At 61.7% G+C, this 15,096-nt stretch carries 12 protein-coding genes; 7 read left to right on the top strand and 5 right to left on the bottom strand.

What is annotated here, in order from left to right; genetic code table 11:
* Window positions 1–214: 214 nt before the first annotated feature.
* The 3 genes from AMS67_RS12480 to AMS67_RS12470 are packed head-to-tail and all read right to left on the bottom strand — an operon-like array spanning window position 215 to window position 3,033.
* Window positions 215–1,429, bottom strand: a complete 1,215-nt coding sequence (locus AMS67_RS12480; protein WP_053387690.1) for a cytochrome P450 — start codon at window positions 1,427–1,429, stop codon at window positions 215–217.
* Between the two features lie 41 nt (window positions 1,430–1,470).
* Window positions 1,471–2,703 (bottom strand): NAD(P)/FAD-dependent oxidoreductase, encoded by a 1,233-nt coding sequence (locus tag AMS67_RS12475; RefSeq protein WP_277619565.1) that lies wholly within the window; start codon window positions 2,701–2,703, stop codon window positions 1,471–1,473.
* A gap of 12 nt (window positions 2,704–2,715) precedes the next feature.
* Entirely contained in the window at window positions 2,716–3,033 is a 318-nt protein-coding gene (locus AMS67_RS12470; RefSeq protein WP_053387688.1) for a 2Fe-2S iron-sulfur cluster-binding protein, read from the bottom strand.
* Window positions 3,034–3,359: 326 nt separating this feature from the next.
* Here AMS67_RS12470 and AMS67_RS12465 point away from each other — a divergent pair, with 326 nt between their 5' ends.
* From AMS67_RS12465 to AMS67_RS12445, 5 genes are read left to right on the top strand one after another with little or no spacing between them, the layout of a single operon-like run.
* Window positions 3,360–4,832 (top strand): APC family permease, encoded by a 1,473-nt coding sequence (locus tag AMS67_RS12465; RefSeq protein ID WP_053387693.1) that lies wholly within the window; start codon window positions 3,360–3,362, stop codon window positions 4,830–4,832.
* A 50-nt stretch (window positions 4,833–4,882) separates the two neighbouring features.
* Window positions 4,883–6,070, top strand: a complete 1,188-nt coding sequence (locus AMS67_RS12460) for a sugar ABC transporter substrate-binding protein (protein ID WP_053387687.1) — start codon at window positions 4,883–4,885, stop codon at window positions 6,068–6,070.
* 6 nt (window positions 6,071–6,076) lie between these two features.
* Window positions 6,077–7,624, top strand: a complete 1,548-nt coding sequence (locus tag AMS67_RS12455) for a sugar ABC transporter ATP-binding protein (RefSeq protein WP_053387686.1) — start codon at window positions 6,077–6,079, stop codon at window positions 7,622–7,624.
* Window positions 7,621–8,604: an ABC transporter permease gene (locus AMS67_RS12450; protein WP_053387685.1), complete on the top strand. Its 984-nt coding sequence runs from the start codon at window positions 7,621–7,623 to the stop codon at window positions 8,602–8,604. Before AMS67_RS12455 ends, AMS67_RS12450 begins: the two co-directional genes overlap by 4 nt.
* A 56-nt stretch (window positions 8,605–8,660) precedes the next feature.
* Window positions 8,661–9,473: an SDR family NAD(P)-dependent oxidoreductase gene (locus AMS67_RS12445; protein WP_053387684.1), complete on the top strand. Its 813-nt coding sequence runs from the start codon at window positions 8,661–8,663 to the stop codon at window positions 9,471–9,473.
* 94 nt (window positions 9,474–9,567) lie between these two features.
* On the opposite strand, the gene AMS67_RS12440 is transcribed toward AMS67_RS12445, so the two are convergent.
* A complete protein-coding gene (locus AMS67_RS12440) occupies window positions 9,568–10,788 on the bottom strand; it encodes an aspartate aminotransferase family protein (protein ID WP_162230857.1) in 1,221 nt (406 codons plus the stop codon).
* 201 nt (window positions 10,789–10,989) lie between these two features.
* The gene (locus AMS67_RS12435) at window positions 10,990–12,633 is read right to left on the bottom strand and encodes a long-chain-fatty-acid--CoA ligase (protein WP_156316657.1); all 1,644 of its coding nucleotides are present in this window, start codon (window positions 12,631–12,633) and stop codon (window positions 10,990–10,992) included.
* Between the two features lie 256 nt (window positions 12,634–12,889).
* Between AMS67_RS12435 and AMS67_RS12430 the strand changes: the two genes are divergently transcribed.
* Window positions 12,890–14,071 (top strand): integrase catalytic domain-containing protein, encoded by a 1,182-nt coding sequence (locus AMS67_RS12430; protein WP_241488075.1) that lies wholly within the window; start codon window positions 12,890–12,892, stop codon window positions 14,069–14,071.
* Window positions 14,072–14,337: 266 nt separating this feature from the next.
* The coding region (locus tag AMS67_RS12425; protein ID WP_053387691.1) for an SDR family NAD(P)-dependent oxidoreductase at window positions 14,338–15,096 on the top strand (759 nt) is incomplete at its 3' end.

Genomic DNA, 15,096 nt, shown 5'->3' with positions numbered 1-15,096 from the left:
CTTGTCGGACACATCCCACTTGGGCTGGATCTCACCCTCGTGGAAGTACGAGTGCGAGGGATCGATGATCTCGGGGAAACCGTACGGTCGCCAGATCAGACGCCCCTCAGCACGCTCGACACCCTTCTGGACGCGATCCCAGTGGACGGTGTTGTCGTTGAGTCCCATTTCCTATGCTCCTTCAGTTGATGGTGGGGATTCTTGCGCTGGCTTCTCAGGCCTGTTCGGTCAGCCGGACGAACAGTTCCTCGCAGTTGCGATGACGATCGGAGAAGACCCACTGCGGCTCGCCAACGATCTCGATCTTCTCGAACCGCTCGGCGAGCACGTCGAGAATCGCGCGAATCTCGATGCGTGCTACGGCCTGCCCGCAGCAAGCGTGGGTGCCCGCGCCGAACGCGATTGACATGCTTGCCGCCGGCGGACGGGTCCAGTCGAACCCATCGGGGTCGCTGAACACTTCGGGGTCCCGGACTGCCGCCCCGAGCAGGAATCGCACCATCTGACCCGGCTGCACGGCTACCCCGCGAATCTCATACGGTTCGGTGGCAAAACGGTCGACGAGCACCTCAGGTAGGGCGCGTCGGAAAATTTCATTGATGATCGCGGTACGGGCATCTGGATTCTCCCGATACGCCTTCCAGGCCTCCGGATAGCTCGCTAGATCCGCCATCGCCGAGGCAATCACATAGCCCGGGTTGTGGGCAGCCGACCCCCACAGGATCTGCACCGATTCCTTGAGCTCCCGATCGCTGAGACCGCCCTCATCATTTATCCTGATCAGCTCATCAAGGAGGCCGTCTCCAGGGTTCTTTCGCTTCTCCTTGATGAGCCGGTCGACCTGGAACATCATGTAGCCGAAGCCCTCGCGGGCGAGAAGCTTCTCCTCGTCAGTTGGCTGCCAGCCCATCGAGTCCATCGTCTGGTTGGTGGCGATAATGTACGGCATGCCGTCCTCGCGCGGGATATCGAGGAAATCGGCCATCGCATCCTGCGCGGGCTGCACGCCCAGGTAAGCGTGCGCATTGATGATGCCGTCGGGACCGATGTGTGCAAGCGCGGCGCGCGTTGACTCGGCGGCGATTTCGGCCATGCCCGCCGCGTTCTTGGGGGTCAGCCACTTGCGGAAGGACTTATGGATACGGGTGTGCCGCTCGCCTTCGGTCATCAGGACCGAGTTGGTGTTGGCCACCCAAGGGCTGTCGCCGATCCCATCCGGAGAGACCGCGACAAGCTCTTGGCTCCTCAGATGCTCGGTGACGTCCACGTAACGGCTGACCACGAGGGTCCCATCTTCGAGTAACAGGACAGGGTATTGCTCTCGCACTCGGGCAAACCAGGGCCAAGGCGCCTTGACGAATTCGGGATCGCGCCAGGGGAGCAGATCCTCGCCCGCAGGCGCCTTCAGGGCGATGGTCGTAGTGGTCATGATCTCTCCTTTGGGATGACCGGGATTTCAGGTGATAGCCGTTAAGCGACGGGGAGGGACTTCACGTAGTCCTTCAGGTTGAAGGACTGGTCACGAATCTGATCCATGGTGACGTTCGCGTTGTGTTCGAGCAGTCGCCTAGCCGCCACGTGGTCAGCCGGGGAGTTGACCGATTCGACGGCAATGAGACGTCCATCGCGGAATAGGAACTGGCTGAACTTGCCCCGACCCCGGTCGCCGCGCTCGATCACGACGTCAGTGGGGTCGGCAAGTCCGGCGATCTGCAGCTTGGCTGTTGCCTGATTCGACCAGAACCATGGGGCAATGTCGTATTCGGTGGGACTGCCTGCGATCGTCTTCGCAACGGTCTTCGCCATGTCGGTGGCGTTCTGAACCGATTCGAGACGCAGATTGCCTCCGAAGTGCTTGGAGGGGAAGACGGCCAGGTCACCGATCGCGTAAACGTGCGGCTGGTCCGTGCGTAACTGCACATCAACCAGCACGCCGCGATCACAGGAAATCCCGGCGTCCACGGCCAGAGCATCATCCGTGACGACTCCAAGACCCACGACGGCGAAATCGCATGGGTATACGGCACCGGAGGTGCCGACAACACTGGTAACTTGGCTCTGTTCCCCGGCGAATCGGTCGAGTCCCTCGTCGAAGTGCAGCTTCACTCCGAGGTCGCCGTGCAGCCGCGAGAAGTAATCGGACATTGACGGAGACAGCACCCGCTGCATCGGCCTCTGAGCGAAGTCGATGACCGTAACGTCGAGTCCTCGTTGCGCGGCGACGGCCGCGAACTCCAGTCCGATGAACCCCGCGCCAACGACAACGACCCGCCCGTGTCCTTCATCGAGCTGAGCACGGAGAGCCTCGGCATCCTCGACCGTGCGAAGATAGCTGATGCCGCCCAAATCACTGCCGGCGCACGTGGCGCGCCGCGCATCAGCACCGGCCGCGATGATCAAATCGTCGTAGGTGACGGATTCACCACCGGACAACTGCACGGTCTTCAATTCGGCGTCGATCCCGAGGGCTTTGACACCGGCGCGCAGCTCAATGTTTTGTTCGCCGTAGAACTCGGCACCCCGCAGCGGGATCGGTGTCGAATCGCCGTCGAGCTTCATGTAGTCCTTGGACAGTGGCGGACGCTGATAGGGCAGATGATCGGCCTGATCGAGCAGAACGATCCTGCCCGAGTAGCCCTCAGTGCGAAGAGATTCGGCGGCCTGCACTCCGGCATGCCCCGCTCCGATGATGACGACAGTCACGCGCAACTCCTATCAGTTCTGAGTGACGGGAAGATCGACATCGATCTCGTCGAAATCACGCCCCGCGACGAGTTGGCAGCCGAGGCGGGAGTTGTCTGCACGGTCCTCCGTCGTGCAATCGAGCATCTCGTCTTCGTCCTCCGAGACCTCGGGCAGATCGATGCCGTCGCGGACGTACACGTGACAGGTGGCGCACATGGCCTGGCCACCACACTCGCCGATGATGCCGTCGACGCTGTTCACGAGAGCAGCCCGCATCACTGACGTCCCATCAGGAACTTCAACGGCGTCGAGCTCACCGTCTGGGTGATGGTAGGTAATCTTTGGCATCGCCGTCTCCTTAGCTTCGTTGCCGGGTATTCCCCTTATTTAACATTAATCAAGGAGTGCGGTCAAGGCGGCAGCACCGAGAACCCCAGCATGTCACCGGCAACCCCTCGGTCACTTCTCCTACCCCACCCCGAACTGCACCACCATCGACCTCTCCTCATTCGAGAAGGCCACCCCACCCCACCCCACCCCAAAGAACCCCTTCTGCACCGTTACCCAATCGAGACCAATCAGCTCCAATTTCTCATTGTGAAAGCTCCTGAATGTATGTTTAATAAGGATTTAACGCACATTCAATGATGAACTTGTGGAAAGGTGCCCGCACGATGACCGAGATGACCACCACAGCGCAAACAGCGCAAAACGGAGGAGACGCCCCCACGCGGCTCACCGGGCACATGAATACGTTCAAGTTAGTGCTTTCAGTCCTCGCGTTCTCTTCTCCATTGACCTGCATGGCCGGCTACTTCTCGCTCACCATCGGGGTCAACGGGGTGACAGCCCCTCTGGCATTCGTTTTCGTGGCGGCCGCTCTGCTGGTATTCACGGTCGGCTATATGGCAATGACCCGGCGTATGCGCCGACCAGGCGCATACTATGCCTACATCACCACCGGGCTCGGTCGCGTTCTCGGCCTCGGTAGCGCCTACGTCGCCATCGTGTCGTATCTGGCGATCCTCATCGGCCTGTTTTGCTTCGTAGGCATCGTCATCCAAGGCCTCGTCTCCCGATTCGGCGGCCCCGAGATACCTTGGTGGATCGGCAGCCTGGCATGCGTCATTATTGTCGGCATCCTGGGCTACTTCAACATCGATGTCTCAGTGCGAATCCTCGTCTGGGTCATGGTTCTAGAGGTTTCGCTCACACTCATCTTCAACCTTGCAGTACTCTTCCAGGGCGGTGCCGAGGGGATCCCCCTTGGGTCGTTCAACCTGGCTGAGTTCACGGGACCTGAAGCTTGGGTGGGCTTCCTCTTCGCGATCCTGGTCTTCATCGGGTTCGAAGCCACGGTCCTCTATCGAGACGAGGTGAAGGATCCCGACCGAACCATTCCGCGTGCAACCTACATCTCGGTGATTCTCATCGGAGGTCTCTACGTCTTCTCTGTTTGGATGCTGGTTGCCGCCTTCGGCTCCGGTGCCCAGCAGGTTGCCAACGACAACCTCGCGGAGATGTTTACGATGGGTGCCAGTCAGTTCATCGGCGTCTGGTTCGCAGACGTGGTCAATCTGCTGCTCATCACAGCGGTGATCGCAGCGCTTCTGTCGATTCACAATGCTTCAACCCGCTACATCTTCAACATGGGCACGGATGGCGGTCTTGCGAAAGCTATCGGCGGAGTTCATCCGCGCTTTCGGTCTCCATACCGCGCCTCGCTCGTGAGCTCGATGATCGCAGCAGCCACGGTTCTGGCATTTGCGATCGGAAATAGCGACCCGAACTTTACTTACGCCGCATTGGCGGGAGTGGGCAGCACGGGCATCATCATGTTGATGGTCCTCGTGAGCGCTTCGGTCGTCGTCTGGTTCCGCCGCAATCCCAAGGAGCCTGGCGAGAACCTTTGGAAAACGCTGATCGCTCCCCTCGCATCAACCCTCTTCTTCTTGACGCTCGCCATCTTCGCGTTGGTCAACTATGACCTCGTCGTAGGAGGGGCCCCCGGTGAACTTGACTGGCTTCTCCTCATCCTCGCCGCGCCATTCCTGGCCGGGCTCATTGTTGCGCTGGTTCTTAAGTCGCGTAATCCCGATCAGTATGCACTCATCGGCGGCACGGACCGAGAGGCCGACGCCGGGTAGGTCGAACAACTCGAATCCACCATTTATCCTCACTGCACAGGAGACACACCATGCGCATGCACACCGCCCCGAACCCGGCGATTCGGAAGACGGCAACCGGCCTGGCCCTGATAGCCGCACTGACCCTCACCGCGACAGGGTGCTCCACCGTCGATTCCGGCGGGGAGATGACCGACGAATCCGGCGCCCACGACGATATCCGGTCCTCACTGAACTGGAGGGCATCGGACCTCGGCGAGACCCGCGCCGCCCTGGACGGCGACACGCTCACACTCGATCTCGGCGCCAGCCAGCTGACCATCGACGACCCCGAAGGCCTCAATATCGCCTTCTTCAACGCCGCGATGGACACCACCTACACCCAGGCGATGGCCAAGGGCGTGCAAGACATGGCCGATGAGCTCGGGGTGAACGTCACGGAGTTCGAGGCGGGCTGGGACGCGAACAAGCAGCTGGCCCAGATCGAGAACGCGATCGACAGCGGCAAGTACAACGCCTTCGTCGTGTACGCCGCCGAGGGCGCGACGGTCTGCAAGGCGCTGACCGAGGAGGCACCCGCGGCGAACATCGCGGTCGTGCCAGTGATCACGCCGCTGTGCGGCAAGACGTTGTCCAAAGGGCAAGACCTCGTCGCACCGGGAACGGTGAGCACGATCATGGGCGGCGGCACCGTCGAGTACTACGAGAAGTGGGCCGATTACGTCAGCTCGCAGATCACCGAGCCGACTCAGGTCGTCTACGTCGCCGGGCCCAGCGCGCAGGACGTGGTCATGGCCGCGGAGGAGGCCGTGCGCAACGCCGCAGAGAAGAACCCGAACTTCGAGCTCCTCGAGGTGTACTACGCCGACTACTCGGGAGATTCCGCGCTCAAGGCGACTCAGAACGCCCTGGTCACCCATCCCGACACGCAGATCGTGCTGTCCCACTTCTCGACCATCACGATCGGCGTCCTCAGCGCCCTCGCCGACGCGAACCGAGATGACGTTCAGGTCTACGACCTGGGCGGCGACAAGACCGTCGAGCAGCCGATAGTTGAGGGCAAGGTCGCGGCGAGCGTCCCCTACTTCCCATACACGACCGGAGCCTGCAGCGTGGACATCCTCAGCTCAGCCTTCCAAGGTGACAGCGTTCCGCAGCTCGTCCTCAGCGAGTGCGGTCGCGGCGGGGAGAAGACCAATGAGCAGTTCAACACGGTCCTCGACCAGAAAATCGTCGGCGACTTTCCCTTCGAGTACTGAGACACGATGGTTGACGACATCGAGCCCGCGGAGAGCAGCGCAGTAGAGCTCGCACGCATCAGCAAGACCTACGGAGACTTCTACGCTCTCCGCGGGCTCGACGTCGCCTTCGAACGGGGCAGGATTCACGCCCTCGTAGGCCAGAACGGCGCCGGCAAGTCGACCTGCCTGGGACTCATTGCCGGGCGCATCGCACCGAGCGAGGGCACCGTCAGCATTCTGGGAACCGGGTTCCCGAAGGGGCTCACGTCGCGATCCGCGACCGATGCCGGTGTCGCGACCGTCTATCAGGAGCTCTCCCTCTTCCCTGAGATGACGGCGATCGAGAACGTATTCATCGGGCAGATGGATTTTCCCCTCGGATTCGCCACGTGGGATCGGCTGCTGCCCCGTTTCCACGAGCTTCGGGAGCGGCTCGGCATCGACGTGCATCCGAAGACGCGCGTCGGCGCGCTGTCACTCGCGATGCAGCAGATGATCGAGATCATGCGAGGCCTCGCACTGGACAGCCGCATCCTGCTGCTCGACGAGCCCACGGCAGTGCTCGCTCCGGAAGAGCGAGCATCACTCTTCAAGACGATGCGCGAGCTGCGCGACAGCGGCGTCACCATCATCTTCGTCAGCCATTATCTCGATGAGGTCATGTCCATCTCCGACACCGTCACGGTATTCCGCAACGGTACGATCATCGAGAAGGCCGAAGTCGCCCGCTGGACCGAAGCCTCGCTCGTCGAGGCCATGCTCGGCGAAGAGGCCGGGCAACTGGAGAAGGCCAGGGAGGGGCTCAATCCCCGTGAATCGGATGCTTCTGCCGAGACGCTGCTGAACGTCTCCGGCCTCAACGTCGGCAAGCTCGTCGATGTCGATATCACCGTCCGCAAGGGCGAAATCGTCGGCATCGGTGGACTCGTCGGTTCGGGGAGGTCCACGCTCCTGCGCACCCTTGCCGGGGTCCAGCCCGCGCTCAGCGGCAGGATGAAGCTCGGCACCCAGGAAGGTCCACTCCCCCGGAGCCCTCGTGCAGCGTGGCGCTCCGGAATCGGATATATCCCCGAGGAGCGCAAGACCGACGGGCTCGCCCTCGAGCGAACCTCCAGCGACAACATCATCGTCGGAGACATCTCGCAGGTCTCGCGCGGCGGCTGGATCCACACCCCGACCGTGAAACGACTTGTCGGCGACCTCGCAAACCGCTTCGCCATCCCGGCACGTCTGCTGTCGCTCCCCGTCGGCCGGCTCTCCGGGGGCAACCAGCAGAAAGTCCTGTTCGCACGATGGGGCTTGCGCGGTCCCACGCTGCTCCTGGCGGACGAGTCGACCCGCGGCGTCGATATCGGAGCCAAGGGCCAAATCATGCGCATGCTGCGAGAGATGGCGGACGCCGGAATGGGCGTCATCTTCGTCTCCAGCGATCTCGAGGAAGTCGCCGCCGTGAGCGATCGGATATACGTACTCGAACACGGTCGCGTCGCCGGCGTACTCGACGCCTCGCGAGACGACATCACCCAGGACGACATCCTGAAGCTTGCATTCGGAATAGGACAGAACCAATGACCACGACCGCCACTGGCACTCCCGGCACGGCGAAGCGCATCACCCAGCTCGCCCTGAGGTACGGGATGGTGATCCTGCTCGTAGTCCTCATCGTGGCCGCGCAGATCTCTTACCCCTCCTTCTTGAGCCCGACGAATCTGCAGAATACGATCACGCAAAATGCGAGCATGGCCATCATCGCCATCGGCATGACCCTCGTGATCATCGGCGGAGGATTCGATCTCTCCGTCGCTGGCACCTTCGGCATGAGTTCCGTCGCCTATGCCATGCTCTACATGGCAGGGCTGCCGGTCTTCGCAGCGATGCTCATCGCACTCGCGATCGGTCTCCTCGCCGGCCTCTTCAACGGGCTCGTCATCACGAAGTTGCAAGTCAATGCCCTGATCGCGACTCTCGCGAGTTCCTCAATATTCCTCGGGACGGCCGCACTGGTCTCCGGCATGAAACCCATCATCGTCCCCTCCGGCCAGCAGTTCAATCTGCTCGGCGTCGGCCGTCTGGGACCAGTCTCGATCCCGTTCATCCTCGTCATCGTCTTGTTCGTCCTCGGCGGGATCCTGCTGGCGAAGTCGACCTACGGCCGTCAGCTCTACGCGGTCGGCGGGAACCGCGAAGCGGCGCGCCTCACGGGTCTCGCGGTGAACCGCATCACGATCATCTCGTACGTGATCACCGGCTTCCTCGCCGCCTTCGCCGCAGTGATACTCGCGTCGAAGCTCTCCGTCGGCGATTCGAGCCAGGCTACGAGCGTTGCCCTCGACGCCATCACCGCCGTGGTACTCGGCGGGACCTCCCTGTACGGAGGCACGGGTGCAATGTGGCGCACCGCGATTGGCGTGGGAATCCTGGCTACCCTGAACAATCTGTTCTCCTCGCTCGCCCTCCCCTCACCCGCGCAGGACCTGATCAAGGGCGCCGTATTGATCGCGGCAGTTGCTTTCGAAGTCGTGGTCAGACGTAGCACCACGCATGCCTCATGACTTGCGACACTCGCCCATACATCGCTACCCATCTACCGAAAACAGGAGCCCCCACTATGACGCAGCAGATCTTCCCCCGTCTCGCCGGCCGAAGTGCCATCGTCACTGGAGCAGGCCAGGGTATCGGCCAATCGATCGCCTGCCGCCTCGCCGCAGAGGGCGCGGAGGTGATGATCGTCGGCCGCACTGTGGAGACCATCGAGGGCACCGTCCGGATGATCCAAGACCAGGGCGGAAGCGCCTGGGCTTTCGCCGCCGACATCGCCTCCGACCAAGACATCACCCGCATCGTAGAAGCCGCGATCGCGAGGAACGACCGGATCGACATCCTGGTCAACAATGCCGCCGTGTTTGAGGAGCCTCCCTTCCTGGAGCTCGAGGCCGAAACCGCGCGTCGCACCTTCAATATCAACGTCATCGGCACGCTCATGCTCTCACAGGCCGTGGCGCGCGGAATGACGAAGCACGGTGCCGGATCCATCGTTCATATCTCGTCGCTCGACGCACTCGGCGCCGACGGTCCGGTGACGGCTTACACCGCCAGCAAGGCCGCTGTCGTGAGCATGGCCCGCACGATGGCCACCGAGCTCTCACCCCTCGGAGTGCGCGTCAACTGCGTCGCCCCCGGGTTCGTCAACACCGACATGGTCCACAAGACCTCCACGCCGGAGGTACTCGACCACATGCTGAACCACTTCGACCGCGTCCCACTCCGTCGACTGATCGAGGCTGAAGAGATCGCGGCCACGGTCGCGTTCCTGGCCTCCGACGACGCCTCGGGCATCACCGGCACCAATCTCGTCGTCGACGGCGGAGCCACCGCGAACCTCTACATCTACGAAACCCTCCCGGGGTCTGTAAGCGCTTAGGTCAGGCGGCAGCTGACGCGCAACTTACAGCGCGCTAAGAAAGGCCCTGGCGCCGGATCTCTCCGACTCGAGGGCCTTTCTTAGCGCGGAGCCGCTACCGACCACTCACCGCACGGGCCGCCTCCCTGAAGACTCGCGCGATGTCATCGATGTCCTGAGCGGTGTGTGCTCGATTGAGGAAGAACAGGCCCTTCCGCGTCGTGTAGACGCCTCGTGCGATCATCTCCTCCATGATCGCGGTGATCATCTTCCGATCGGACGCGTATACGCCTGAGAGCGACTCCGTGTCCAGGCCCTCGCCACAGAACAGCTGCACGAGCGGGCCGAGCTGGTTGGCCGAGATCGGCAGCCCCAGTTCCTCCCCTACCCGCTCGAACCCTTCCTTGAGCCGGGCACCTATCATCTCGAGGTGATCGTAGAACGCGTCGCCTTCCTCGAAGATGGCGCCAAGTGTCGCTTTGGCGGCCTCGACGCAGTGCGGAGTTCCACTGTAGGTCCCCGCTGCGGGAACGGTGCCGTCGGTGACGCAGGCCATCGCCGCCTCGCTGCCCGCGACCATGGCGATCGGGAAACCGTTCGCAACGGCCTTCGCGTAGATCGCTATGTCCGGGGAGACCCCGAGGAGTTCCGCGGCGCCGCCCGGGGCGACGCGGAAGCCGGAGACGATTTCGTCGAAGATCACCAGGGCACCGTGCTCATGCGCAATATCGATCATGCCCTCGATGAACTCCTGCTGCGGCTTGAACGTACCGAAACCGGTCAGCAGGGGCTCCATGATAATGCCTGCCACTGTGCTTCCGACGTCAGCCATCAGCTTGCGGAAGTGCTCCAGGTCGTTCCACCTGGCGATGACGACGTTGCCGGGAGGCGTGGCTCCGTTCACGGCAGGATCAGGATCCACTGGCGAATACTGCCCGGGGATGCCGAGATCCGCCGGCGGCTGAGGATCGTAGCCAGGGATGTTCACATAGACCGGATCGATCCAGCCATGGTAGTGTCCGTCGAATTTGACGATGCAATCCCGCCCTGTGGCGGTCTGCGCGATCCGCAGTGCGAGCTGCACGGCTTCGGTTCCGGTAGTCATCAGGGTGAGCTTCTGAGCGAACGGAAGCCTGCTCAAGGCGAGCTCGGCGAGCTCGGTCTCGGCTTGGATACTCCCGCCGAACTGACTGGCCTGGTGCAGTGACGCGATCGCAGCCGCGTTCACGACTGGGTTCGCATGACCCAGGAAGACCGGTCCGTGGGCGCAGACGGCGTCGATGTATTTGTTTCCGTCGACATCCCAGATATAGGCACCTTCACCACGCGTGAACACTGCTTGGTGCTCTCGAAAGCGGATATGAGAGACGAGCCCCGCAGGAATCACCTGCTTTGCGCGGGCGGATGACGCCTGCGATCGGGTCAGATCGTTGGTCTCTCGGGTCGCTGTCCCCTGGTCCATTGTGATTCACTCCTTATTTGTTCGTGATGCGTGGCACCTCAATGCCGTCGTTTCTCGGATCGTCGGCCCGGCAGTTCATACCCTGGGCGGAAGAGCTCCCTCGCGGTACTCGGCGCGCAGCTTCTTCTTGTCGTACTTTCCGACCGAGGTCCTCGGGATCTCTTCGACAAAGATCCACTGGCTCGGAATCCAAAACTTCGGAAACTCCTCGAGGAGGTGCTCCTTCAATGACGCGATCTCGGGCCGCACCCCATGACAGACGAGAATGGCGGCCGGGCGTTCCTGCCACCTTTCATCGTCGATCCCGATCACTACGGCTTCATGAATCCCGGGGTATCCGGCGAGTCGGTTCTCGAGCGCGACGGAGGAGATCCACTCACCACCAGACTTGATGATGTCTTTGCTGCGATCGGTGTACTGCAGGTAGCCGTTGTGAGTGATCGTCGCGATATCACCGGTCGGCAGCCACCCGTCTTCGGTCAGAGCCGTCTCCTCCCGATTGAGGTAGGCGCCGGTGATCCACGGACCGCGCAATTGGAGTTCACCCGCCGCCTCACCGTCTCTGGGCAGTTCTCGACCTTCATCGTCGACGATGCGGTTCTGCACGCCGATCAAGAACTGCCCCTGAGTGCGCTGATACGGGGAGATCTCCTTCAGGTCGATGCCGCCCGGAGGGAAACCGGAAGCCATGGTCGACGAGGTCTCCGTCATTCCGCAGCCGTGGAAAACCGCAACCTCGTGCCCCTGCTGCCACCAGCGGATCAGACTCTCGGGTACCGCAGCCCCTCCTGAGGACATTCGCTGCAGCGAGGACAGATCGTAGTTCTCACCGCCGTCCTGGTCGTAACTATGCGCCACATCGTTCCAGATCGTCGGCACGCCAGCCGCGAACGTCGGCCGGTGCTCAGTGATCAGCTGCAGAAGAGGCTCAGCCTGGTTCCAGCGGTTAGTGAGAATTAGTTGACTCCCGACCATGAATGACGAGAAGGCTAAGTTCCATCCCAGGACATGGAACATCGGCACGGCCGGAAGGATCGTGTCCTGACTGTTCAGCCCGAATTGTGCCGCACTGGTATTCAGGAGGGAGTGCAGCCAGATGGACCGGTGGCTGTAAGCGACACCCTTCGGGTTTCCCGTGGTGCCTGAGGTGTGGCAGAGCGCTGCGGCTAAGGTCTCCGGTACGTGCTGGAAAGCGTCTTCGCCGGCATGCCCAGCGAGCACCTCCGGATACGCGCGGACCTCAATGCCGCGCGATACGGCTCGGCTAATAAGCCGCTGACAAGCCTCGCTACCGAGCGGCTCGCCGTTCTCATAGATAACGATGGCGCGGATAGGCTGCTCGCGAGTCAGCAGGTCCGCAAACGGTTCGGCCAATGAGCTATCCACGACGGCGACAGTGGTCTGGGCGTCCTGCAGACACCAGGTGAGCTGCTCGGTGCTGAACCGAGGGTTCATCGTGTGCAACACTGCTCCCATGCCAGGAACGGCGAAGTAGCATTCTAGATGCTCCGGAGTGTTCCAGGCGAAAGTTCCGACACGGTCTCCGACGCTCACTCCAAGCCCCCGAAGCCCGGCGCTGAGGCTCGCAGCGCGATCCCGGATCTCCCGGAAAGTAGTTACCCGCGTGCCGTCCTCGTATCGCGTGATCACCTCGGCGGTACCGAAGTTGTGCGCACCGTGTTCGAGGATGTCGAGAACGCTGAGATCGACCTGCTGCATAGTTGACTTCACTGCGCCATCTCCTTTGATGCCATCCGCTTCGGTTCTTCCGGCCACTGTCTCAAATTAAATTATCGTTCAATAGAGTAAGCGCAGCGACATCCCCGGTCAAGCTCACGACGTGCCTCACCCAATATGCCCGCGAAACAGGATCATCAGTTTCATGGGAAGCGGGCTATCAATGCGAGCCAGACACGAGATCACGAGGAAGTTCGCTCGGCAATACGCTGCTGCAGCGAAGGGCGAGAAGAGCAAATTGCTTGATGAAGTGTGCGCGATCACCGGCTGGTCCAGGGACAACGCGCGCCGACAGTTGAAAACAGCTTCGAAACCGCGCCGCGTCAACGCTCGGAAACGGAAGCCAAGGGCGTTGAAGTATTCCGAGCAGGCGATCAACGTGTTACATCGGGTATGGGCGTTCGCGGGCGGCATCAGCGGGAAATACCTTGCCGCGACGATGGAACTCCAATTGATGCTCTTGGAAGCGCATGGAGAACTGATTCCTGGCAAGGCTGGCTACTCTGACCAGGTGTGCGACGAGCTGATTGCAATGTCCCCGGCCACCATCGACCGGTACCTCGCTCCGGCCCGGGCGAAAGACCCGTTACGGGGCATCACCACGACCACACCAGGGCCACTGCTCAGGAACTCGATCACCGTCCGGAAAGCCGGGGACGAGATCGAAGCCATACCAGGGTTCTTCGAGGGCGACACCGTTGCTCACTGCGGACCCGTGTTGAAGGGCGAGTTCGCGCGCACCCTCGATATGACAGACATGCACACCGGATGGACCTACACCCGGTCGATCAGGAACAACGCGCACCTGCACCTACGTGACGCCCTCGACCGGTTCATCACCGAGACACCCTTCGAAGTCACCGGGGTGGATTTTGATAACGGGAGCGAGTTCATCAACTACGACGTCATCGGCTGGGCCGCAGAGCTCGATATCTACTTCACCCGTTCACGTCCGTACAAGAAGAACGATCAAGCCACGATCGAGTCAAAGAACAACCAGATCGTACGCCGGTACGCGTTTTACTGGCGCTACGACACCCCGACCCAGTTGAAGCTGTTGAACGAGTTGTGGCCACTGGTGAACGACCGTCACAACTTCCTCACCCCGACGAAGAAACCCATCGAGTGGGACACCGACACCAAGGGACGGCGCAGGCGCGTCTACGACGACCTCGCGACCCCGCTTGATCGTGTGCTGCGCTCGGGCGTCCTCACCAAGGAGAAGGCTGCGGAACTCACCGCGTACCGGGATAGCCTGAACCCCGCGCATCTCGCTCGCGAGATCGACCGCCTTCAACAACGCCTCACCTGGCTCGCCGCGGACAAGACACGCAAACTCGAAGCCGTTGAACTCGCGAAACAACCCGACACGGTTGCCGAGGTCAAACCCGTCCGCACCTCAAAGAAACGGGCGAGCTAGACTCAGGAATTACGCAGGCATAGATACGTGAGGCACCGGTCATGTTTCGCGGGCATATTTAAATGAGGTTCCTTGGCTCAACCCGAGATCCAATCCGAGCCCAACCAGGCCTCGCCTTCCTTTACATTCATTAAATTAGTGTTGTACCATTGCCACGACAGATCAGAGAGCCGCTTCAACGGCGCATCTGGCTCGTCGGCTGCGGAGGTGGGGCAACCAGAACTACCTCCGACCGGAATCTTCAGACACGACAAAGGAGTTCAGTCATGACGTCATTCGAAGGCAAGGTGGTGGTGGTCACCGGCGGCGGCTCCGGGATGGGTCGCGCGATGGTCCAGGAGTTCGCGGCGAAGGGCGCTCGCGTAGCGGCCCTGGACATCAACCTCGGCAGCGCACAGGAGTCGTTGGCGCTGCTCCCGGAGCCTTCGATGGGCACCGCAGTCAGGGCGGACATCAGCAAGCCGGAATCCGTCGCCGAAGCCGTCAACCAGGTGCTCGCCTGGGGCGGAAAAATCGACGTGCTCTGCAACAACGCAGGCATCATCGACAGCTTCGGCGCTGCCCATGAGATCCCCCTTTCCGAGTGGGATCTCAACATTGCGGTAAACCTCACAGGCCCCTTCCTGATGTCCCGTGAGGTGATCCCCCACATGTTGAGCAAAGGAGGCGGCGTCATCGTGAACACCGCGAGCATCGCATCCCTCAGCGCCGCCGGCGGTGGAACCGCGTATACCGCCGCCAAGCATGGAGTGCTTGGCCTCACCCGGGCCCTCACCTTCGACTACGGCCGCAAGGGCATCCGCGTGAACGCGATCTGTCCAGGTGCGACGAAGACTGGCCTCACGATGCCGGAGGGAGGATCCGAGACACTGCCGGAAAACGAAGAGGAGATCAGGCGCACCCCCGCCGGCCGCTGGTGCGAGCCGGAGGAGATCGCCAAGCTCGCCGTCTATCTCGCCAGCGAGGACGCCAGTTTCATCCACGGAACAGAGATGGTCATCGACGGTGGCTGGCTGACCGCGAAC

Origin of the sequence: Leucobacter japonicus (genome assembly GCF_001273855.1) — a bacterium.
GTDB classification, from domain to species: domain Bacteria; phylum Actinomycetota; class Actinomycetes; order Actinomycetales; family Microbacteriaceae; genus Leucobacter; species Leucobacter japonicus.
Note: the sequence above shows the minus strand (reverse complement) of the source record. Positions and strands in the feature narration are given on the sequence as shown.

What these genes read in the sequence shown, in the direction of transcription:
- AMS67_RS12460 (WP_053387687.1), top strand. Translation starts at nt 4,883, where the DNA reads ATGCGCATGCACACCGCCCCGAACCCGGCGATTCGGAAGACGGCAACC.
- AMS67_RS12445 (WP_053387684.1), top strand. Translation starts at nt 8,661, where the DNA reads ATGACGCAGCAGATCTTCCCCCGTCTCGCCGGCCGAAGTGCCATCGTC.
- AMS67_RS12435 (WP_156316657.1), bottom strand. Translation starts at nt 12,633, where the DNA reads ATGCAGCAGGTCGATCTCAGCGTTCTCGACATCCTCGAACACGGTGCG.
- AMS67_RS12465 (WP_053387693.1), top strand. Translation starts at nt 3,360, where the DNA reads ATGACCGAGATGACCACCACAGCGCAAACAGCGCAAAACGGAGGAGAC.
- AMS67_RS12470 (WP_053387688.1), bottom strand. Translation starts at nt 3,033, where the DNA reads ATGCCAAAGATTACCTACCATCACCCAGACGGTGAGCTCGACGCCGTT.
- AMS67_RS12450 (WP_053387685.1), top strand. Translation starts at nt 7,621, where the DNA reads ATGACCACGACCGCCACTGGCACTCCCGGCACGGCGAAGCGCATCACC.
- AMS67_RS12480 (WP_053387690.1), bottom strand. Translation starts at nt 1,429, where the DNA reads ATGACCACTACGACCATCGCCCTGAAGGCGCCTGCGGGCGAGGATCTG.
- AMS67_RS12455 (WP_053387686.1), top strand. Translation starts at nt 6,077, where the DNA reads ATGGTTGACGACATCGAGCCCGCGGAGAGCAGCGCAGTAGAGCTCGCA.